Source organism: Frankia casuarinae (assembly GCF_000013345.1).
Classification (GTDB): domain Bacteria; phylum Actinomycetota; class Actinomycetes; order Frankiales; family Frankiaceae; genus Frankia; species Frankia casuarinae.
Map to the genome: position 1 here is coordinate 5,413,370 of NC_007777.1, position 20,259 is coordinate 5,433,628.

17 protein-coding genes are annotated in these 20,259 nt (G+C 70.5%); 8 read left to right on the forward strand and 9 right to left on the reverse strand.

Translation table 11 applies throughout. From position 1 onward, the window contains the following. The first annotated feature begins 846 nt into the window (after positions 1-846). From murJ to FRANCCI3_RS22975, 8 genes are all read left to right on the forward strand, one after another. Complete coding sequence (murJ, locus tag FRANCCI3_RS28825; protein ID WP_236707267.1) at positions 847-2,637, forward strand: murein biosynthesis integral membrane protein MurJ; 1,791 nt, start codon at positions 847-849, stop codon at positions 2,635-2,637. 403 nt (positions 2,638-3,040) lie between these two features. Continuing rightward, positions 3,041-5,080 carry a protein kinase family protein gene (locus FRANCCI3_RS22945; RefSeq protein ID WP_011438888.1) on the forward strand — a complete coding sequence of 680 codons (2,040 nt, stop codon included), beginning with the start codon at positions 3,041-3,043 and terminating at the stop codon, positions 5,078-5,080. A 101-nt stretch (positions 5,081-5,181) separates the two neighbouring features. Beyond that, complete coding sequence (locus FRANCCI3_RS22950) at positions 5,182-5,382, forward strand: hypothetical protein (RefSeq protein ID WP_023839961.1); 201 nt, start codon at positions 5,182-5,184, stop codon at positions 5,380-5,382. A gap of 874 nt (positions 5,383-6,256) precedes the next feature. Then, positions 6,257-6,844: a hypothetical protein gene (locus tag FRANCCI3_RS28485; protein ID WP_052154510.1), complete on the forward strand. Its 588-nt coding sequence runs from the start codon at positions 6,257-6,259 to the stop codon at positions 6,842-6,844. A 217-nt stretch (positions 6,845-7,061) separates the two neighbouring features. After that, on the forward strand, positions 7,062-8,108 hold the full coding sequence (gene trxB, locus FRANCCI3_RS22960) for a thioredoxin-disulfide reductase (RefSeq protein WP_011438890.1): 1,047 nt from the start codon (positions 7,062-7,064) through the stop codon (positions 8,106-8,108). Positions 8,109-8,262: 154 nt separating this feature from the next. Beyond that, positions 8,263-8,589: a thioredoxin gene (trxA, locus tag FRANCCI3_RS22965; protein ID WP_011438891.1), complete on the forward strand. Its 327-nt coding sequence runs from the start codon at positions 8,263-8,265 to the stop codon at positions 8,587-8,589. A gap of 363 nt (positions 8,590-8,952) precedes the next feature. Further along, the gene (locus FRANCCI3_RS22970) at positions 8,953-10,239 is read left to right on the forward strand and encodes an N-acetylmuramoyl-L-alanine amidase (protein WP_023839959.1); all 1,287 of its coding nucleotides are present in this window, start codon (positions 8,953-8,955) and stop codon (positions 10,237-10,239) included. Positions 10,240-10,416: 177 nt separating this feature from the next. Further along, positions 10,417-11,055 (forward strand): GNAT family N-acetyltransferase, encoded by a 639-nt coding sequence (locus FRANCCI3_RS22975; protein ID WP_011438893.1) that lies wholly within the window; start codon positions 10,417-10,419, stop codon positions 11,053-11,055. Between the two features lie 258 nt (positions 11,056-11,313). Here FRANCCI3_RS22975 and FRANCCI3_RS22980 read toward each other — a convergent pair whose 3' ends face one another. The 9 genes from FRANCCI3_RS22980 to rpmH all read right to left on the reverse strand — a co-directional run bounded on the left by FRANCCI3_RS22980 (position 11,314) and on the right by rpmH (position 19,420). Beyond that, positions 11,314-12,315 (reverse strand): ParB/RepB/Spo0J family partition protein, encoded by a 1,002-nt coding sequence (locus FRANCCI3_RS22980; RefSeq protein WP_011438894.1) that lies wholly within the window; start codon positions 12,313-12,315, stop codon positions 11,314-11,316. Then, complete coding sequence (locus tag FRANCCI3_RS22985; RefSeq protein WP_011438895.1) at positions 12,315-13,307, reverse strand: ParA family protein; 993 nt, start codon at positions 13,305-13,307, stop codon at positions 12,315-12,317. Before FRANCCI3_RS22985 ends, FRANCCI3_RS22980 begins: the two co-directional genes overlap by 1 nt. After that, positions 13,270-14,067: a 16S rRNA (guanine(527)-N(7))-methyltransferase RsmG gene (rsmG, locus tag FRANCCI3_RS22990; protein WP_011438896.1), complete on the reverse strand. Its 798-nt coding sequence runs from the start codon at positions 14,065-14,067 to the stop codon at positions 13,270-13,272. Before rsmG ends, FRANCCI3_RS22985 begins: the two co-directional genes overlap by 38 nt. A 315-nt stretch (positions 14,068-14,382) precedes the next feature. Next, positions 14,383-16,257, reverse strand: coding sequence for a hypothetical protein (locus tag FRANCCI3_RS22995; protein WP_011438897.1), 1,875 nt, complete (start codon positions 16,255-16,257; stop codon positions 14,383-14,385). 13 nt (positions 16,258-16,270) lie between these two features. Further along, positions 16,271-16,825 carry a protein jag gene (locus FRANCCI3_RS23000; RefSeq protein WP_011438898.1) on the reverse strand — a complete coding sequence of 185 codons (555 nt, stop codon included), beginning with the start codon at positions 16,823-16,825 and terminating at the stop codon, positions 16,271-16,273. Positions 16,826-16,942: 117 nt separating this feature from the next. After that, positions 16,943-18,331 (reverse strand): membrane protein insertase YidC, encoded by a 1,389-nt coding sequence (gene yidC / locus FRANCCI3_RS23005; protein ID WP_011438899.1) that lies wholly within the window; start codon positions 18,329-18,331, stop codon positions 16,943-16,945. Positions 18,332-18,343: 12 nt separating this feature from the next. Then, complete coding sequence (gene yidD / locus FRANCCI3_RS23010; RefSeq protein ID WP_011438900.1) at positions 18,344-18,874, reverse strand: membrane protein insertion efficiency factor YidD; 531 nt, start codon at positions 18,872-18,874, stop codon at positions 18,344-18,346. After that, positions 18,871-19,242 (reverse strand): ribonuclease P protein component, encoded by a 372-nt coding sequence (rnpA, locus tag FRANCCI3_RS23015; protein ID WP_041258073.1) that lies wholly within the window; start codon positions 19,240-19,242, stop codon positions 18,871-18,873. Before rnpA ends, yidD begins: the two co-directional genes overlap by 4 nt. Positions 19,243-19,282: 40 nt before the next feature. Next, a complete protein-coding gene (rpmH, locus tag FRANCCI3_RS25195; RefSeq protein ID WP_011438902.1) occupies positions 19,283-19,420 on the reverse strand; it encodes a 50S ribosomal protein L34 in 138 nt (45 codons plus the stop codon). Positions 19,421-20,259 lie beyond the last annotated feature (839 nt).

Here is a 20,259-nt window from a genome sequence, read left to right on the forward strand (position 1 = left end):
TACTGCGACGAGGACGGCTACCCGGCGGCCGAACGCCCGGCCCGGTTCCCCCCGGACCAGTCGTATCCCGGTTATCCCTGGCAGACCCGTCCGGAGCAGCCAGATCCGGACCGGGGACTCGCGCGCCGGCCCCGGCACTCCGAACGGGACCATCCGGAACGGGACCATCCTGTCGACCCGGACGGACGCCGTGGCGCGCCACGGTTCGACGCGCCACGGTTCGACGCGCCACGCCATGAAGACCGGCGGCAGGGCGACCCACGGTACGACGGCGCGCGCTATGACGGCCCGCGCCACCCGGACCCGCGCCATGACGGCCCGCGCCACCCGGACCCGCGCCATGACGGCGCGCGCTATGACGGCCCGCGCCACCCGGACCCGCGCCATGACGGCGCGCGCTATGACGGCCCGCGCCACCCGGACCCGCGCCATGACGATCCCGCGAGCTCCCGCGACGAGCGGTATCCGCGATCCGCAGACCGCCTCCCCGCTCCCGGCGCTCCGCGCATGACCGCCGGCGAGCAGACCCGGAAGCTTCCCGCCACGTCGGGCCCACCACCGCCGCCTCCCCATGTGCCGCCTCCGTCGGAAGGAGGTCCCCCGCCGGGGCCACGCATACCGGAACGATCGCAACGCGGCACCCCGCCGCTGGACGACGGGCGGACGAGCCGGCTGCCGACCCCGCCCGGGGTCGGCCCTGTCATCCCCATCGGACGATCCTCATGGCGGGACACCCCAGACCGCCCAGAGCCTGCGGCGCGTCCGGAGCGACGCACCCGAGCCGACCGTTCCCGTCGGGACGGCGACGAGCGCCGTCGGCCGTCCTTGAGCGAGTCCAGGCCGACGGTGGCACTTCCTCGCAGCAACGTCCGCCGCATCCCCCCCGAACCGGCCCGACGAGACACCGGCACGGCGCCGCACGGCAGCACAACGGCGCGGCGCGACAGCACAACGGCGCGGCGCGGCAGCGCAACCATGCAGGCCGGCAGCCCGGCCGAGGCCGGGCCCGGCCTCGGCCGGGCCAGTGGAACCATGGCGATCGGCACGATCGTCTCCCGGGCATCCGGGTTCCTGCGGACCGTCGCGATCGCCGCGGCGATCGGGACCGGTGCGGTGAGCCAGGCCTACAACGTCGCCAACACCACGCCGAACATCCTCTACGACCTGCTCCTCGGCGGCGTCCTCACGAGCGTCGTGGTGCCGGTCATGGTCCGCACCGCGAAGGAGGATCCCGACGGGGGGGACGCGTTCGCGTCGTCGCTGCTCACACTCATGATCCTCGGCCTCGGGGCCGTCGTGGCAGTGGGCATGCTGATCGCCCCGTGGATCATCAGTCTCTACCTGCACGCCGGCTCCGACGAGCGGGCGCTCGCCGCCACGATGCTGCGGTGGTTCCTGCCGCAGATCGTCTTCTACGGGGTAGGCGCGACGATCGGGGCGATCCTCAACGTCAGACAGTCGTTCACCGCGCCCATGTTCGCCCCGATCCTGAACAACCTGCTGGTCATCGTCACCTGTCTGGGCTTCACCTATTTCATCGCGGGGCCGCGCCCGCCGGGTGTGGACGGGCCGAAGGCCATCACCGACACTCAGGTGACGGTGCTCTGCGCCGGGACGACGCTGGGCGTCGTCGTCATGACCCTCGCACTGCTCCCCTCGCTGCGCAAGGTCGGTTTCCACTACCGGCCGCGGTTGGACATGCGGCATCCCGAACTGCGCTCGACGGCCCGGCTGGCGGGGTGGACGCTGCTGTTCGTCGTGATCAGCCAGGCCGGCTATCTGGTGATCGTCAACCTGTCGACGGCGACGACCGCCTACACGATCTACACGTACGGATACCAGATCTTCCAGCTCCCGTACGCCATCATCGGCGTCTCGGTCATCACCGCGCTGTTGCCGAGGATGAGCGGGCACGCCGCCCAGGGGCGCAGCGACCTGGTGCGGGCCGACATCTCGATGGCAACCCGGATCACGATCACCGCGATCGTGCCCGCCGCCCTGTTCATCCTCGCCCTGGGCCGGCCGATCGCCGTCGCCGTGTTCCATCACGGCGCGACCGGCTACGGCGACGCTGTGGACATCGGCGACACCCTCAGCGCCTTCGCCCTGGCCCTCGTGCCGTTCTCTCTGTTCCAGGTGCAGCTACGGGTGTTCTACGCCTACCAGGACAGTCGCACCCCGGCCCTGGTCAACATCGGGGTCGTGGCGGTGAACGTCATCGGTGCCCTGGTCCTCACCGTGGTCGTGCCCGAGGAGCACCGGGCCGTCGCGCTGGCGCTCTCCTTCGCCACCGCCTACCTGATGGGCCTCGCTGCGACGAGCGCCCTGTTGCACCGGCGGCTCGGGGGAATCGATGGCAATCGCACCGTGCGGGTCATCACCCGGGTTGCGATCTCGGCCGGGATCGGCGCCGTCCTCGCGTCGCTTCTCGCCCGAGGTGTCCGCGCGGTCGTGGGTGAGGGGTGGCTTGGTTCCGGGATCGCGGTGGTGCTCGCCGCGGCCGTGGGAGGCGGGCTCTTCCTCGCGGTCGGCACCCGGACGGGGATACACGAGATCAACGCCCTGCTGGCGGAGGTGAACGGACGACTCGGCGGCCGGCTGCCCCGACCGCCGGGACGGTCATCGCAACGCGACTGACCGGCGGTGATGGCACCTACGGGCCAGCCGAGACGATCCCGCCGGCACCAGGAAGATCCTCGTCGTCGTTGCTCTCGGGGCATCCTCGCACGTCACCGGAAGAATCGGCTCGCCGATCGTCACAGTCGGTACACATGGGCGGGTTGTCCCAAGACATTCGCGAGATCCTCCTGACCTCCTCGTACACTGGACACGCTGTGCGCGGGCCCCACCCAACGTCGCCGGTGAACCAGGCGCAGCCTCCCGCTCGTCGCTTCGTTCATCGAGGCGGCTGGTCAGAGCGACGGAGGGTACCCGGGTGTCCGCCTACGGTGGCGGCACGCTGGGCGGAACCCCTGCCCGGGTGAGGTAGGGAAGCCGACGGCGGATTATGGACGCCGGGCCCGTGGACGACGGAGGCGCTGTGGTCGACGGAAGCAACCGACCGCAGGCCGGGGACGTCGATAACGACGTGAACCCGAACGCGCCCGGAGTCCGGGGTGCGACGCCGCCCTCCGGCACCGCCATCCTCGCCGAGTCCGTGCTCGACCGCCGCTACCGTCTACTCTCCGCATTGACGACCCGTGGGCCCGTCACCCTCTGGCGAGGCGACGACAAGGTGCTCGCCCGACCGGTGGCGGTGCGCATCGTCGAGCACGGCCCCGCGTCCGCGGGCGGCGGCGGGCCGGTCACGGATCCGGCGCAGGAGCAGGCGGCCCGTCGGCTTCTCACCGCGGCGATCAACTCCGGTCGGCTGGTGCATCCCGGGGCCGCCTCGACCTACGACGCCACCACTACCACGGCCGAGTCCCGACGCATCTCCTACGTCGTCTCGGAATGGGTGGACGGCAAAACGCTGCGTCAGCTTTCCACCGACGGGCCGCTACGCCCGGAGCAGGCCGGCGCCGTGGTGCTCGCAGCGGCCCGAGTCATCGCCGCGGCACACGAGCGCGGCATCCATCACGGTGACCTGAACCCCGGTGACGTCATCGTCTCCAGCCACGGCACCGTCAAGGTCATCGACCTGGAGATCGGCGGGGTGCTCGCGGAACTCGACGGTTCCCTCCCCGCGACGGAGCTCGACGGGCACGGCAGGCAGCCCGACCAGAGTGGGATCGGCGGGGACGACGGTTCCGGCCCAGGCACGGCCGACCGCGCGGGCGGCGGCTCCGACGCCACGGCGGTGAATCCCGACCTGATCGCCGCGGCCGACGTCCGGGCGCTCGGTGGCCTGCTGTATGCCGGGCTCACCGGTTACTGGCCCCTTGGCGGGGACCACGGTCTGCCCACCGCACCCACCTCGGGCGGCCGGCTGCGGACTCCCCGACAGGTCGCCTCGTCAGTTCCGCGTGATCTCGACGCCATCACCATGGCCACCCTCGGCGACGACCGGGTCGGAGCGCCCATCACCACGGCGGCCGACCTGGTCGAGGAGCTGGAGTCGATCAACCCGGTGGACGCCGTGCTCGACACCGGGTTGATGAGCCTAAGCGACGCCCCGCCCAGCACCGAGGCGATGGATGTGGACGCCTTCGCCTCCTCGGACTACCTCGCGCCGGGGAATTACCCGGCGCAGGGCCGCTATGCCGACACGGCCGGCTACCCCGGCCCCGCCCAGGCCCGGGACGCCCGGTACGCCCGGTACGACACCCGGGTGGAAGGCCCCCGCGGGTCGCGCGCTGGCGGGACCGGCTACGGCCGCGGCGGATACGACGACCGCGGCGGATACGACGACCGCGGCGGATACGACGACCGCGGCGGATACGACGACCGCGGCTATCCCGCCGGGGGTGGCGGTTACCCGGCGGGATCCGACCGCTACCCGCCTGGTTCCGGCCCGAAGCGCCGCGGCGGGCCGTCGCTGGGACGGGCCGTGCCGTGGATCGCTCTGGTGGTGGTCGTCGCGATCGCGGTGGTCGCCGTGATCGCCCTGCGTGACGACGGCGGAAAGAACAACACCCCCAAACCCGGCACCTCGACCACGGTGCCGGCAACCCCCACCGGAACCATCCTCAAGCCGAGCAGCACGGACTCCTTCGACCCGCTCGCACCTGCGGGTGAACCCAAAACCGAGAAACCGGCGGATGTCGGCAAGGCATTCGACGGGAACACGTCGACGGAGTGGACGACGAGCAACTACACCAGCGCGACGTTCGGCAACCTCAAGTCGGGTGTCGGGCTGCGCATGGCGTTTCCGCAGAAGATCCTGCCCACCTCGGTCACCGTGACGGTCGGCAGCCTGGGTCCGGTGTCGTTCGAGCTGCGCAGCGGCGACAGGCTGTCGGATTCGCTCGACGGCTTCGACCGCGTGGTCGCCCAGAAGTCAGGCGCCAGCGGCACGGTGGTCCTGCCGATGTCGTCGGACGTGAACCCCTCGCAGTACTGGGTGCTGTGGCTGACCTCGCTGCCGTCGAACGCCGGGCAGTACCGCGGGTCGATCGCGGAGATCACGTTCCGGTCCTGACGGGAGGACAGTAGGAGTCGCGGTCCACCCGCCGAGGTCCTGGTGACCGCCCCCGACGCCGAGCTGGACCGCGCCGCCGTACCGCCCGCCCGACGCTGCCCATGACGACTACCCCGAAAGGCCATATTCGTGATCCGGCCGATCCCGGCGAGTGCGTCGCCGAGCATGACCCGCCCCTGGGCGTCGAGGAGGCGCTTGACTGGCTGACGCCCGGGTTGCGGACCGCCGTGGCGCTGGTGGACGTGGCAGGGGACCCGTCGCCGAGGCGGCGGGGCTGCCGGGAGTTCCGGTCGGGACGGTGAAAAGCCGGCGCTCGCGCGGCCGCGCGCAGCTCGCCGTCCTGCTGGATCCCCCCGGCCAGGGAACCCGGCGGCTTCGCCCACCGTCTCAGAAGGAAGACACCAGGATGCGGCGGGCTCACCGGGGCGGCAGCCCGTTACCCGAGGTCGGCCCGTCGGCCGCGGCCCCGCGGGCGCGGCCGACGCCATCCGGATCTGCCGAAGGAGGTGATCAGCAATGGCGACTGAGCCTGCGGGGGACCGACGTCAACCGGCGGCTCCCTCCGGTCCCTTCCCGGCGGGTCGCCGCTTGCGCACGCACGGGCATCACCCGGACGCCGAGCTGCTGGACGCCTTCACGGACGGAGAGCCGCTCCCCCGCTCCGTCCGCGAGCATATCGAGGGCTGCGTCTCATGCCAGGAGTCGATGGTCGCCCTGCGCAGGGTCCGTACGGACCTCTCCCGCCTGGCGACCCTGACGATGCCCGGCGAGGTGGCCGAACGCCTCCAGGCTGCGCTGGCGGCCCACGCACCTGCTCCCTCTCGGCCGGGACCGGGCCGGAACCCGGCCGCGCCGACCGGTCCGGGGCCCGCGAGCTCCGGCTTCGTCGGCACCGCGGGAGCCGCCGGGGTCACCGGCACGGAACCCCTCATGGGGGATACCGAGGCCGTCCACACCGATACGGGGGATGACACGGGGCGTGCCGGTGCCGTAGGCGCTGGCACCGGTGGGCGGGCGGCGAGTGGCAACGGGCCAAGGCGACCCGGCCGAGGTCAGGCGGGGGCTGGGCTCACAGACCGTCAGCCGGCCTGGCACCGGGATCCGCGGAGCCGTCCGGGTACTCCAGGTACGCCGGGTACTCCAGGTACGCCGGGTGCGCGCCCCCGACGGGACTGGGTGTCCATCGTGGCGGTCTGCATCGCCTTCATCACCTTCGGAGCGGCGATCTTCGTGTACCACGGTCTGCGGAGCGCCAACGTCGATCACAGGGTGGCGGCGTCCAACCCCGTGGACAGCTCCGGCCCGGCCGGCGGCTCGGTGGTGGCCGAATACGGCTCCGCCAGCTCCGTTCCCCTTACCGTGATGGCGCTCTCGCAGACGAGCGTCGCTCCCTCGGACGTCGTGCGGCACGGCCGGGAACTGCTGGCCGGCCGGATCCCAGGGTCCGCGGCGCTGCCGCTCGTGCCGTCCGCGCCCGCGGCGGCCGGCCGCACGACGACCCCTGCGACGGTGGACGTCGACCGGTTGCGCTCGGTGCTGGACACCCCTGACCTGCGTCCGTGCTACCAGAGCCTGACGGCGCAGACGGGTGGCACAATCCTCGCTGTCGACCGCGTCGTCTACAACGACCAGCCGGCGCTGTTGATCGTGCTCTCCGTGCCCATGCAACCGGCGGTGGCCAGGGTGCTGGTCGTCGACGCCCACTGCGGCGTCACCACCGTCTCCACCGCGCCGTGGTACAGCGTGTCCACGCTGCGGCATTGAGGTGGTGGTTGACGCATCGCGGGGCCGGGAGCCCAGCCGTGGCGCGCACCGGTGGCGGGCGCGGATGGAATCAGATGCCCGCGGAGACGGTTGTCGCTGTCGGACACCGTCTCCATGGACGGACCGATGAACGAGGAACTCGGATGAAGCCGGGGCGACAGGTACCGGCGAGGGCCCACCCGGCTCACAGGGATCCCGTAGCGTGAAAGGAGCGGGTGTGACAGCCCAGGAGGACGGCCAGGATGTCACCGGCCGCAGCAGCCAGCCCGACGGCGATGACGACATACGCGATGTCGTCATCGTCGGTTCGGGCCCGGCAGGGTACACGGCCGCTGTCTACACCGCCCGGGCCAACCTACGGCCACTCGTGTTCGAGGGCGCGGTATCGGCCGGCGGAGCGCTCATGAACACCACCGAGGTGGAGAACTTTCCTGGGTTTCCGGACGGCATCCAGGGTCCGGAGCTGATGGAGAACCTGCGACGGCAGGCGGAGCGGTTCGGAGCCGAGCTGGTGGCCGACGACGTGACCGAGCTCGACCTCGCGGCGAACCCAAAGGTCGTCAAGATCGAGGACAGGACCTACCTCGCCCGCACGATCATCGTCGCCACCGGTTCGGCCTACCGCATGCTCGGCGTCGAGCACGAGGAGCGGTTGCTCGGCCGCGGGGTCTCCGCCTGTGCGACCTGCGACGGCTTCTTCTTCCGGGATCAGGACATCGCGGTGGTTGGCGGGGGCGACTCGGCGATGGAGGAGGCGACCTTCCTGACCCGCTTCGCCCGCTCGGTGACGGTGATCCACCGGCGGGACAAACTCCGGGCCAGCGCGATCATGCAGGAGCGGGCCTTCGCCAACGAGAAGATCCGGTTCCGGTGGAACGCCGAGGTCACCGAGCTCCTGGGCGCGGACAAGCTCACCGGCGTCCGGCTGCGCGACACCGTCACCGGTGAAGCGAAGGATCTTCCGGTCACCGGACTGTTCGTCGCTATCGGTCACCTTCCGCGTACCGAACTCGTCCGTGGTCAGCTCGACCTCGACGACGCCGGCTACATCTCGGTCGCGCACCCGACCACGAAGACGAACCTGGACGGGGTCTTCGCCTGTGGCGACGTGGTCGACCACACCTACCGCCAGGCCATCACCGCAGCCGGCACGGGCTGCGCCGCCGCGCTCGACGCGGAGCGCTTCATCGCCGCCGGGGAGGGTCCGGGCGAGGTGACCACCGTGGCTCCCCGGGTCGTGACCCCGACGCCGCAACCCGCCTGATCCGGGCATCTGTCCGGGCGGCCGATCAGGCGGCGCCGGAGCAGGCCCGCCCGACCCGGCTGTCCGAAGGCCGTTCGGGCGCCGTCCGCGGGCCACCACCGGCCTGTTGATCGCCTACCCGTCCACCAAAAGATCATCCATCAGGGAGAACAACATGGCAGGTTCCACCACCCCCGTGACCGACAGCACCTTCGTGACCGAGGTGCTGGAGAGCGACAAGCCGGTCCTGGTGGACTTCTGGGCCGAGTGGTGCGGCCCTTGCAAGATGGTCGCACCCGTCTTGGAGGAGATCGCCAAGGAGCATGGCGAGAAGCTCCGGGTCGTCAAGCTGAACATCGACGAGAACCCGGAGACCGCCCGGAACTACCAGATCATGTCGATCCCGACCATGGCTGTGTTCGTCAAGGGCGTGATCGACAAGAGCATCGTCGGCGCGAAGCCGAAGGCCGCCCTGCTGCGTGACCTCTCGGTCTACATCTGATCTCGTCACGCGGTCGTTCCACCGTCGGCCCGCCGGGTGTGATCCCGGCGGGCCGACGTCGTTCCCGGACCGGTCCGCGCCGGTTCGCCCACGACAACCGGATACCACGTGCGGACCGGGAACTTTCTCCCGCCGTCACGAGCATCGGGGGAGTATCACGGCGGCCCGGTCACGCACGGTCAATACTGGAGGATTCGGTTCGCGGCCGGTCGAGACCGCACGGGCATGCCCTAGGCTTGAGATTCAGCAATCGGCCGTCGGCGCATCATTCGTCGACGCGGTGGCCCCGACCATCGGGTTTCGCCAGGGGCACCGGGTTTCGCCAGGGGCACATTGGGCAGGCGAGCTGAAAGGTATGCATCGGTGAAGCTGCTGCGTCTGGGAGACCAAGGTTCCGCCGTTGCCGAGGTTCGGGCGGCCCTGACCTATCTTGGTTTTCTTCCCGTGACGCCCCGGCAGAGCCGGGATCCGGCCGGCCCAGGTAAGGGTGACCCAGGTAAGAGCGCTCCGGATAAGAGCGCCCCGGATAGAGGTGTTACCTCCGCCGCGGAACCGTCCCAGGGCACGCGGGTCCCGGCTGTCGACGGTACTCTCGGCGGTGTTCCGGCCGAGCCGGCCGAGCCGGCCGATCGGTTCGACCGAGATCTCGACAACGCGCTGCGCGCCTTTCAGCAGAGCCGGGGGCTGTCCGCCGACGGGATACTCGGTCCGGACACGGCGCGTGCCTTGGAGGAGGCACGCCACAAGCTCGGCGACCGTCTGCTCTACCACAGCCCCGCGTACCCTTTTGTCGGCGATGACGTGGCGGCGCTCCAGGAACGCCTGTTCAACATGGGTTTCGACGTCGGCCGCACGGATGGGATCTTCGGGCCACGCACCGAGTCCGCGGTCCGCGACTTCCAGCGCAACCGGGGTCTCGATCCGGACGGCCAATGCGGGCCACACACCCTGCGCGAGCTCAAACGCCTGCAGCGCACGGTCACTGGTGGCCGGCCCGACATGCTGCGGGAGTCCGTCCGGCTGTTGGCCCACGGCTCCTCGCTGCTCGGAGTCGTCGTCGCCATCGATCCCGGCCACGGTGGCGACGATCCGGGCATCGTCCGCGGCAACCTGTGCGAACGGGATCTCATGGCCGACCTCGCCGCTCGGATGTCCACGCGGCTACTCGACTCGGGCCTGCGGGCGCACCTCATCCACGGCCTGGACGAGTCCCCCAGCGAGGAGGAGCGGGCCGCGCGGGCGAACGAGCTCGAAGCGGATCTCCTGATCTCGCTGCACGCCGACAGCAGTCCATCCCCGCGCGCCCAGGGGGTGTCGGCCTACTACTACGGCAACGCGCGCGGGTCGTCCGCCGTGGGTGAGCGCTTCGCCCAGCTCGTCCACCGTGAGATCGTCTCCCGGACCGACATGCTGGACTGCCGCACCCATCCGAAGGTCTGGAGCCTGCTTCGGCGGACCCGGATGCCGGCCGTACGGCTCGACCTCGGATATCTGACAAACGAACATGACGCCAAGGCCCTTGGCTCCACCGCATTCCGGGCAACCGTCGCCGAGGCGGTGCTCGCCGCAGCCCAACGACTCTTTCTCCCACCCGAGCAGGACGCGCCGACGGGCCAGCTTCACGTCCCCCGCCTCGCCAGCCGCACCTGACCGGCCACCAAGGCGTTCCATCGACAAGGCTGACGTTTCACGTGAAACGAGGCCGGTGCGTCGATGGGGAAGATTCATGCTCGGCAGCCTAGGCTGATTCCGTGACAGCCTCCGCATCCGTCGACGTTGACCTCGGCGGCCGGAGGCCCGGTAGCCGACCCATGGAGCGCCTTTTCGATGAGCCGTCGCATCGCGAACATCACCCTGGACAACATCGACGATCTCCCTCTACCCTGCCGCCGCTGCGTCTTCTGGGAGCTCGATCCGGTGGCCCGGAGCCGCGCGGAGGAGGCCGGCGGCACCGACCTCGAGAAGGAGGCGTGGGTTTCCCTGGCTCTCCTGGAATGGGGAAGTTGCGGAAAGATCGCCTATATCGACAACGTCCCGGCCGGATTCGTGATGTTCGCTCCGCCGGCCTACGTGCCTCGATCGGTGGCCTTTCCCACCAGCCCGGTCTCACCGGACGCGGTGCTGCTCATGACAGCGTCGATCGTCAATGAGTTCACCGGACAGGGGCTGGGGCGGATCCTCGTCCAGTCCGTCGCCAAGGACGTCATCCGCCGCGGCTTCAAGGCGGTGGAAGCGTTCGGTGACCTCCAGAACTCGGGTACCCGCTGCATCCTGCCCGCCGACTATCTCCTCGCGGTCGGTTTCAAGACGGTCCGGCCCCATCATCGATGGCCGCGGCTGCGGCTAGAGGTGAAGAACGCGGTGAGCTGGCGAGAGGACGTCGAGGTCGCCCTGGAACGTCTGCTGGGATCGATGACGCCGGAGGGCATGCTGCGCAAGGTCAGCCAGGCCGGCAATCTGGCCTGAGCACGGCGATCTGCCCTGAGCACGGCGATCTGCCCTGAGCACGGCGATCTGGCCTGAGCACGGCGATCTGCCCTGAGCACGGCGATCTGGCCTGAGCACGGCGATCTGCCCTGAGCACGGCGATGGCCCGGCACTCGGCGGGCAATCGGCAGACATGCGCGCGGCCACCCGGGGGAGTCCGGCACAGCCCTGGGACCGCGCGATCCGCGTCCGGCTCAAGAAGCCCAGAGAGCCCCGAGCGAACCCCGAGCCGGACGCCTAGTCCAACAAGCCGTCGACCGAGGCCGACGGCGACATCACGGCGACGATCCGCTCCAGATCCTCGATCGAGGCGAACTCGACCGTGATCTTCCCCTTACTGCGGCCCATGTCCACCTTCACGCGGGTCTCGAAGCGATCCGAGAGGCGGTCGGCGAGCCTCACCAGGGCCGGTGAGGCGGCCCCTGGTGCCCGCGACGCCCGCTTACGCGGGGCCTCGTCGTCCAGTGCCACGATCTCCTCGACGGCCCGCACCGAGAGACCTTCCGCGACGATGCGGGTGGCGAGCCGGTCCTGGGCGTCCGGATCCTGTAGCGAGAGCAGCGCGCGGGCATGACCCGCCGACAGCACGCCGGCCGCCACCCGCCTTTGTACCGCGGGCGAGAGCCCGAGCAGCCGGATCATGTTGGTGACATGCGACCGGGACCGCCCGAGCCGACTGGCCAGTTCCTCGTGCGTCGCCCCGAAGTCGCGGAGCAGCTGTTCGTACGCCGCAGCCTCCTCCAGCGGGTTGAGCTGCTGGCGGTGGAGGTTCTCCAGCAGCGCGTCGCGCAGCATGGCGTCGTCCGCGGTCTCCCGCACGATGGCGGGAATCCGGGGAAGCTTGGCGATCTTCGATGCACGCCACCGGCGTTCACCCATGACGAGCTCGTAGCGCTCGGGGGCCACCTCGCGTACCACGATCGGCTGGAGCAGCCCGACCTCGCGGAGGCTCGCCGCCAGCTCTTCGAGGGCGTCCTCATCGAAGTGAGTCCTGGGCTGGCGCGGGTTCGGGCTGACCGACTCGACGGGGATCTCGCGGAAGGTCGCCCCGTGTACGGGCAGCGGCCCGGTGCCGTCGCCGGAGCCGCGATTCGTCCCCCGGCCGCCGTAGCCACTGGCGTAGTCGGCGTAGTCAGCGTAGTCAGCCGAGGCGGTGCCCGCCTGACCGTCGAGGGGAGGAGGAGCAACCGGGATGAGTGCCCCCAGCCCTCGCCCCAGACCACTGCGCCGAGCACTCATCACGCCGCTCCATTCGAGTCCCGACCCCGTTCCGCGAGTTCGCGCGCCGCGGCCAGATAGGACAGCGAGCCGCGCGACGTCGGATCGTACGTCAGCGCGGACTGCCCATAGCTCGGCGCCTCCGCCAGACGCACGTTCCGGGGGATGGTAGTGGACAGCACCCGGTCCCCGAAGTGTTCCTTGACCTCATGGACGACCTGGTCGGCCAGTCTGGTCCGGGAGTCGTACATCGTGAGCAGGATGGTCGACAGACGCAGCTCCTGGTTCAGGTGCGCCTGCACCAGTTCCACGTTGCGCAGCAACATGCCGAGGCCCTCCAGCGCGTAGTACTCGCACTGGATCGGGATGAGCAGCTCACGGGCGGCCACGAGGGCGTTGACGGTCAGCAGCCCAAGAGAGGGCGGGCAGTCGATGAAAACATAGTCGACGTCCCGTTGCATGCTCGCGATGGCCCGCCGAAGCCGATTCTCCCGCGCCACCAGCGACACCAGCTCGATCTCCGCGCCGGCAAGATCGATCGTTGCGGGCGCGCAGAACAGCCCCGACGCCTCGGCGGACTTCACGATGACCTCGTCGAGGGGCCGATCCCCCACCAGAACCTCGTAGATCGAGGGGACCCCGGAGTGATGGTTGACGCCGAGCGCCGTCGAGGCATTGCCCTGCGGGTCAAGATCGATCACCAGGACCCGGGAGCCATGAGATGCCAGCGCCGCCGCCAGGTTGACCGTCGTCGTCGTCTTCCCCACACCGCCCTTCTGGTTGGCGACCGAGATGATGCGCCGCCGGGTGGGGCGAGGGAATGGTTGTCGTCGTTCTACCGCCAGTGCTTCCACTGCTGCTGCCGCCGCCGCTCCGATCGGGGTCGAGGGATCGAGCAGGTCCAGTGCGGGGAGCGCGGAGTCATAGCCCCGCAAGCCCCCACTCCTGGTCCCACCCTGGCCCGCCGACGCTGTTTCACGTGGAACGAGACTGTCCACGTGTCGGCTGGTCACGACCGACCTCCCGTGATCGGAGTGAATCCCGTGACGTCCGTCTGACCTGTCTGCCATCGTGCCGCTCACCGTCGCCGCGCCCTCCCCTGCTCTCGGCCCGGGTGCGCTGGGATGAACGTACGGCCCGGAGGACACGGGCGGGTTCCTCCACCCGCCCCTCCCCGCACCTCACGACATCCACGGGATGCCAACCCTGAGTTCCGAGACCGCTGCGCGCGTCCTGCAGTTCCTCCAGGATCCGTGAACCGCGCATCGCCAGCATGACACCACCTGGTCGTAGCATCGGAAAGAGGATTGCGCCCAGCCGCTCCAGGGGAGCGACCGCGCGGGCTACGGCTATCCCGAATCTACGACCGTCCGGGCCGATTCCGGCATCTGGCGCGCGGCCACGTACCACAGAAATCTGGTCCTCCAGGCCTATGGTCGCCACAACCTCGTGCAGGAATCGGCACCGGCGTTCCATCGGCTCGAGCAGCACCACCCGCAGATCCGGGCGGGCGAGCGCCAGCGGGATACCCGGCAGCCCCGCGCCGCTGCCGACGTCCACGACATCGGCCTGCACCGGGACCACGTCGGCCAGGACCGCGCAGTTGAGTACGTGGCGGTCCCAGAGCCGGTCAGTCTCACGCGGACCGATCAGCCCGCGTTCGACCCCGTCGGTCGCCAGCAACTCGACGTAGCGCGCCGCGGATCCGGTCCGCGTGCCGAAAATCTCCACCGCGACGGGGGGCACCTCGGGGGCATCCGGGAGACCCGTCATGGCCGGATCCTCCGCCGTGCCGTGTGACCAGCCCGCGCCGGCCGGGCCGCCTGCGTCACCTCGACCGGCCACAGCATCGAGCCGAGCCGGGTTGGGACCGTGGGCATCACCAGGTGACCGCCGGCAGCGGGTGGGTGGAAGACCGGATCCGTGGACCCGGCCGGACAGGACCAGAAGGCCGGACAGGACGAGAAGGCCGGACAGGACGAGGAAGTCAGAAGACCGCGCACCCGACAAGCATCCCCGCCGGCCTCGACATGCTCCCGCCGCCACCCCCCCCCCGCGGGAGGCACGGTTCCGGCCCGGGGACGGATGTCAGGTCGTCCGGTAGGACACCACGGTCCGCCGCGGCCGATCGAGTCGCGGGGCGGCGCCGGCGCAGCGATCGAAGACGGTCAGCGTTCCGGTGAGGGGGAACTGCCAGCCACGGCCGGCGCACCACCCCGCCCGGGGCAGCGCGGCCAGGTCGGGCGCGAGCGCCGGCCGCTCCGCGTCGAAGAGGAAGACGAGCAGCCGGGTCGGCGGGACCCGGCGGTTCGCCAGCTCGCCGACCAGGGAGGTACCCGCAGCGCCGAAGAAGATCGTGTCCTGCCGTGGTACCCGGGCCGGTACCCGCCCGGCGCCGGCGCTGGGGAGAGCTGCCGGCTCACGCGCCGGGTCGTCACTCGCCTCCATCGCGTACAGCCAGCCAGGCCGGGCGAGGCGACCCCCGACCACCACCAGGTCTCCCGGGCGGTGCAGCTGCCGGGCCGCGATGGCCGCGTCGACCATCCGATCGAGGCCACGAGTCCGGTGCCGATGATCCCAGAGCTGCCCGCTTCCCGACAGCGAGGTTCCCAGGAGCGGGACACCAAGCAAGATGATCATTGCGAGGCCGGCCAACGGCAGCACGGCGGTCGGAGAAATCGTGTTCGCGCTGGCGCTCGACGTCGGCGAGACACCGGAAACATCCAATCGTGACCGCTTGGTTACGGTTCCTCCGGTAGGGAGGGTCGGGGTCGCGGCCATCGGTGCCGGTACGGCCGGCTGAGGCCCGGCGGCGGGGATACGAGGTCGCACCGCCGCCACGAACAGGGCCACCAGCCGCCGGGTGCCCACCACGATCACAACGACGATCAGTGGCACGACGAAGAGGTTGGTCCGGGTCGGCCCGAACGGCCAGTACCGCGCGGCGCTCGCTCCCAGCATCAGCACCTGGGCTCCGCCGAGCGCGGTGAGGAGCAGCCTGCCGTCCGGTCGTCGCGCCAGCACGAGGACGCCGGTCAGGCCGGCGATCGACACCGCCACGGCGAGCAGCACCGAGACAACCGGTCCCCCGGGCACCGTCGCATGGATGAGGCTCGGGTCGAACCGGTCGATGCCGGGCGGCATACCGGTAATGAAGGCTCGCATCTGATCGACGATGAAGCGTACGGCCTCGACCGGCCCACGACCGGCAATGAACTGGCGATCCCAGTAGTCGCCGCGACGCTGACTGGACTGGTGCCCGATGAAGAACACGGTGTGTGCCACGCTGATGGCGACCGCGGGCAGGCATTCCACCAGTCGCCAGCGCCGCGCCGGACCGCGCCATACCTCCGCGGTCGCCAACGGCAGCACCAGAAAGATCCCGGGCACGGCGGTCAGGGCCAACAGGCCCGCCGCGGTGCGTCGCAGGAGCCGGGCACGGGAGAACCCGCCGGTGACAGGTGCAGGCCACGGGGACAGCGAGGGCCGCGGAGATGATCCGGTCGACCAGGCGAGGACGATGCAGACAGCGGCCAGCGCCTCGACGGAATACGGCTTGAGTTGGGTCGCGAGATCCAAGAAGGTCACGTTCAGGCACAGCCAGCACGTGGCGAACACCGCCGCGACCAGGCCGGTGAAACGGCGGGTGAGCAGGACGATCGCGGCGCCGAGCAAGGGCACGGCAAGATACCCGGGAAGCCGGAGCGACCAGCTGTGCCAGCCGAGGAGCTCGCCGGCCACCCGGGTCAGGCCGAACCAACCCAGCGCCGAGGGGGTGTTGGCGACGGTCAGCTCCGGCCAGAACGAGGACGCCGGTTCGCTGACGAAGTGGGCGCGCCAGATCTCGTCGTACCAGAAGGGTCTGGTCAGATAGGCATGCAGAACGCCGAGCACGGCCGCCAAGCCGACACCCACGGCGGCGGCCAGCACGAGGGAACGCGTCGGCCGGCGCCGACCCGCCATCGGTCGGCGCCGGTCAGCCGAGAAGGATGACTACCCGGCGGCCGGGTTCCTCGCCCTCGGACTCGCTGTGCACGCCGTCGATCCCGGCGACGGTGTCGTGCACCACCTTGCGCTCGAACGGCGTCATGGGAGCCAGCTTCTCCGGCTCACCGCGCGTGATGGCACGCGACGCCGCGGCGATCGCGATCTTGCGTAGCTCGACCCGCCGCCGGGCGCGATGGCCGCCGACGTCGAGCATGAGACGGCTGCGGGTGCCCGTCTTCTGGAGCACCGCGAGCCTGGTCAGTTCCTGCAACGCCTCCAGCGTCTCGCCGCCCGCCCCGATGAGCTTGTCCAGCCCCTCGCCCACCACGGCGACGACGGCGCGGCCGCTCTCGACGTCGAGGTCGAGGTCACCGTCCATGTCGACGATGTCGAGCAGACCCTCGATGTAGTCGGCGGCGATCTCGCCTTCCAACTCGAGATCGGACAGACGCCGATCCTCCGTGCCGGCGGTCTCGTCCGAGGAAGCGTGCTCGTCGGAGGCTCCGGCTCCATCCACAGCCAGTTCAGGTGCCGAACCGGTCATCAGCGACTCTCCAGGGGAACGGGGACAGCGGAGCAGAGATTACGGGATGCCGCCACTCGATGACGAAATCGGGTCGGCAGCCTGCCTGCCGGTCGGTCGGGAACGGCGTCTCCCGGATCAACGCCGCCCACCGGGCCGCTTGCTCTTGCCGCGCCGTTTCGCGGGTCGGGAGCCGCCGACCTGGCGCCGCACTCCGGCGGGTACGGGTGCCGGCCGGGGCGTGCTCTCCCCGTCGGAGGGCGCCGTCGGCCCGCTCGCCGCGCTCTGCCCGGCATTCTTGCCCGGGGCGTTCCTGCGGCCCGCCGCGCTGGTCTTCGCCTCCGCGCTGCGCCCCGTGGATGCGGCCGTGGTAGCGGCGACGCCGTTGTCCGAGACGCCGTTGTCCGAGACGCCACCGCCCGAGACGCCGTTGGCCCCGGGACCGCCCGGCGCCCCCGCCTTACCGCTCTTCGGGGTCGTCGCCGCTTTCGGGGTCGTCGTGGTACGGCTCGCGGTCGAGGTGCCGTTACGGGACCGGGTGCCGGGGGGAGCCGTCGAGGACGTCCGACCGGCCGCCGCGGCACCGGAATCGCCGCCCTTGGTCGGGGTCACCGAGGCGGACCGGGGGCGGTTCTTCGACTTCGCCCCGGCTCGGACACCGGGAGCCGGCCGAGCGGGGGTGACGGCACCGCCGGCGGCCGGACGGGCACCGGGCAGCCGGCCGTTCGCATCCGCGGGCTTGATCGGCGGCATCTTCTTCATGATGAAGAACTGCTGGCCCATGCTCCACAGGTTGGTGGTGAGCCAGTACAGCAGCACAGCGATCGGGAAACGGAAACCAAAGAAGGCGAGCATCAGCGGGGAGCCATAGAGCAGCGCCTTCTGCACCATCGCCTGCTGCGGGTCGAGCGGCCCGGTGCGGGCCATGATCTGGCGCTGCGTGAGGAAGGTCGTAAGACCCATCAGCACGATCAGGACGATCGCGAGAATCCTGACGTGCGTGCTGTCGACGCCGAGGAAGTGCGAGAAATCGCCATCGGAGGTGAACTTGCTCGCCAGCGAGATGCCGAACACCTTGGCCGAGGCGATCTGCTCCACCTGGTCTGCGGAGAGCCCGACCCGGGGACGCCAGACCAGCGAGTGGTTCGGACCCTCGTTCATCGGCGCCAGGTGGGTGAACACGTGGAACAGCGAGATGAACAGCGGGATCTGGAGGAAGATCGGGAGGCAGCCGAGGAGCGGGTTTCCGTGCTCCCGCTGCAGCGCCATCATCTCCTGCTGCATGCGGGGTTTGTCGTGCCCATGCTTCTCCCGGATCTCCTTGATCCGGGGCTGCATCATCTGCATCGTCCGCTGCGACTTCACCTGCTTGACGAACAGCGGGAAGATCAGAATACGGACGCAGACGACCAGCAGGACGACCGAAAAGGCCCAGGAGAAGAAACTGTCAGCACCAAAGATCGGCGCAAATCCCCGGTGAAAGAAGACGATCGCGTTCGCCGCGAGGTGGTATAGGGGATCCAACAACGGTCTGACTCCTCACACCCACGGTCCACGACCGGAACCGACGATCTCGGCCCGCATCCCCTGACTGGGAGACGGGGGACCATGCCTGTGGACGGGCGGTACGGCGACGGCCGGATCGCCCGCGCTCCGACCGTCGGGAGGCCCGCCGGGGTCGGCCGTCGCGCCCCTGGGTCTCCGAACGATTCCCGGACCCGGATCCGTTCCCGGCACGGGGTCGTAGCCGCCTGCCGCGAGCGGTTGGCAGCGCAGCAACCGGGCGACGGCGAGGACACCGCCACGCACACCCCCGTGGCGCCGCACCGCGGCCAGCGCGTAGGCGCTACAGGATGGCTCGAACCGGCACAGGCCGGCGTTGCGGGCCGACCAGCCGGCTCGGTAGAGCCGCACGAGCCCGGCAAAGGTCCAGGATAGGGGACCGCGTACCGCGCCGTCGGCGTTGCGGGCGACCCGCGGCAGGCGGCGCCACACCATCCGGGAGGCCAGCAGGAGGTCGACGACGGCCGCCGTGGCCAGCAGCACGACCAGCACCGTCCCGGCGGTCATCGTCCACGCCCATCCGGGCGCCTGGCACCCGCCGGCCGGGCCACCCTGGTGAGCGCGGTGTCCAGCGCACGGCCGAGCTCCGCGGAGCTCGCCGTCGCCGCATCGGGCAGCGCACGCACGACCAGCATCGTCCCTGGCGCGAGCGTGTCCAGCCGAACCCGTACCTGTTCCCGCAACCGGCGCCGCACCCTGTTACGCACGACCGCCTTCCCCACCCGGCGGCCGACCACGAAGCCGGCCCGCGCCGGATCGTCGCTTGTTGTCCACAGGCTGTGGACAACAAGCGGACCGGATCGGGTTCGCCGACCCATGGTCCCCACCCGGGCATGTTCGTCCCGGGTTCGGACGCGAGAGCCCTCAGGAAGCATGACCGGCGGGGGTACCAGCAGGACCAGCGGGAACCCGCCGTCAGGCGGAGAGCTCGCTGCGGCCCTTACGACGGCGGGCGGACAGGATCGCGCGGCCCGCGCGAGTCCGCATGCGCAGTCGGAACCCGTGCGTGCGGGCCCGCCGACGGTTGTTCGGCTGGAAGGTGCGCTTACTCACGTGAGAACTCCGTCTGCAAGATGGACGCGGGCGGTGATCTTCGCCGCCGAGGGAGAGTGGGCCGCACCACACGGTCCTGACAAGCAGATCCCACGACAAACGAAGCGGTCTAACACCGCGGTTCGGCCTAGCCTACACAGGGCGGTGCCTCGGACGGTCCGGCGGCGAGGGATCGCTGCCGGGCAGGGGGCCTTCGGCGGCCGGCGGCCGGCGGCCCCGGGCCCGCCGGCCGCACCACCACCATTCGGTCATCACCCGGTCGCCGCCAGGGCAACCCGGACACGACGGCACCACACCGGAGGTCAAGGTGCGAGCGCACCGCGGCCGCGGCGGGCCGGCATCCGTCCGGCGGCCGTGGAATGCCACACTGCCGTGGCGGGCCCTCGGTGCCGCCGACGATGGGGCAGGGACGCGGCGCGGCCACCGCGGATACGTTCCGGCCCCGGCACGGCGGCTCGGGCCGCGCCTTACGATCCTGGTGGCAACGTCTCACTCGGGGCGGGCACCAGACGGCGTCAGGTATGCCCGCGTTCGGTGAGAACGACCGGCTCGGTGCACCCTGACCTGTGGAAAACGCCTGTGGAGAGGGCGGTCGGCGGAGGGGCCAGGGCGGAACGGGGGGACCTGAAGCGGATTCGAATGACCTCACTAATACAGGTTCATCCCCGGGAACGAGCCGGTTGCGCCACGCCGCATGCCGTGTCGTGTCCATGCACAGGTTGTGGACGACGATGTGGAGAACCATCGCGACGAGGCCCCTCGGTCGCTCGGTGGCCGGGGACCACATCACCAGCCGCATCAGCCGCGGCGCACCTCCAGCACGCGGGGAGCAGCACCAC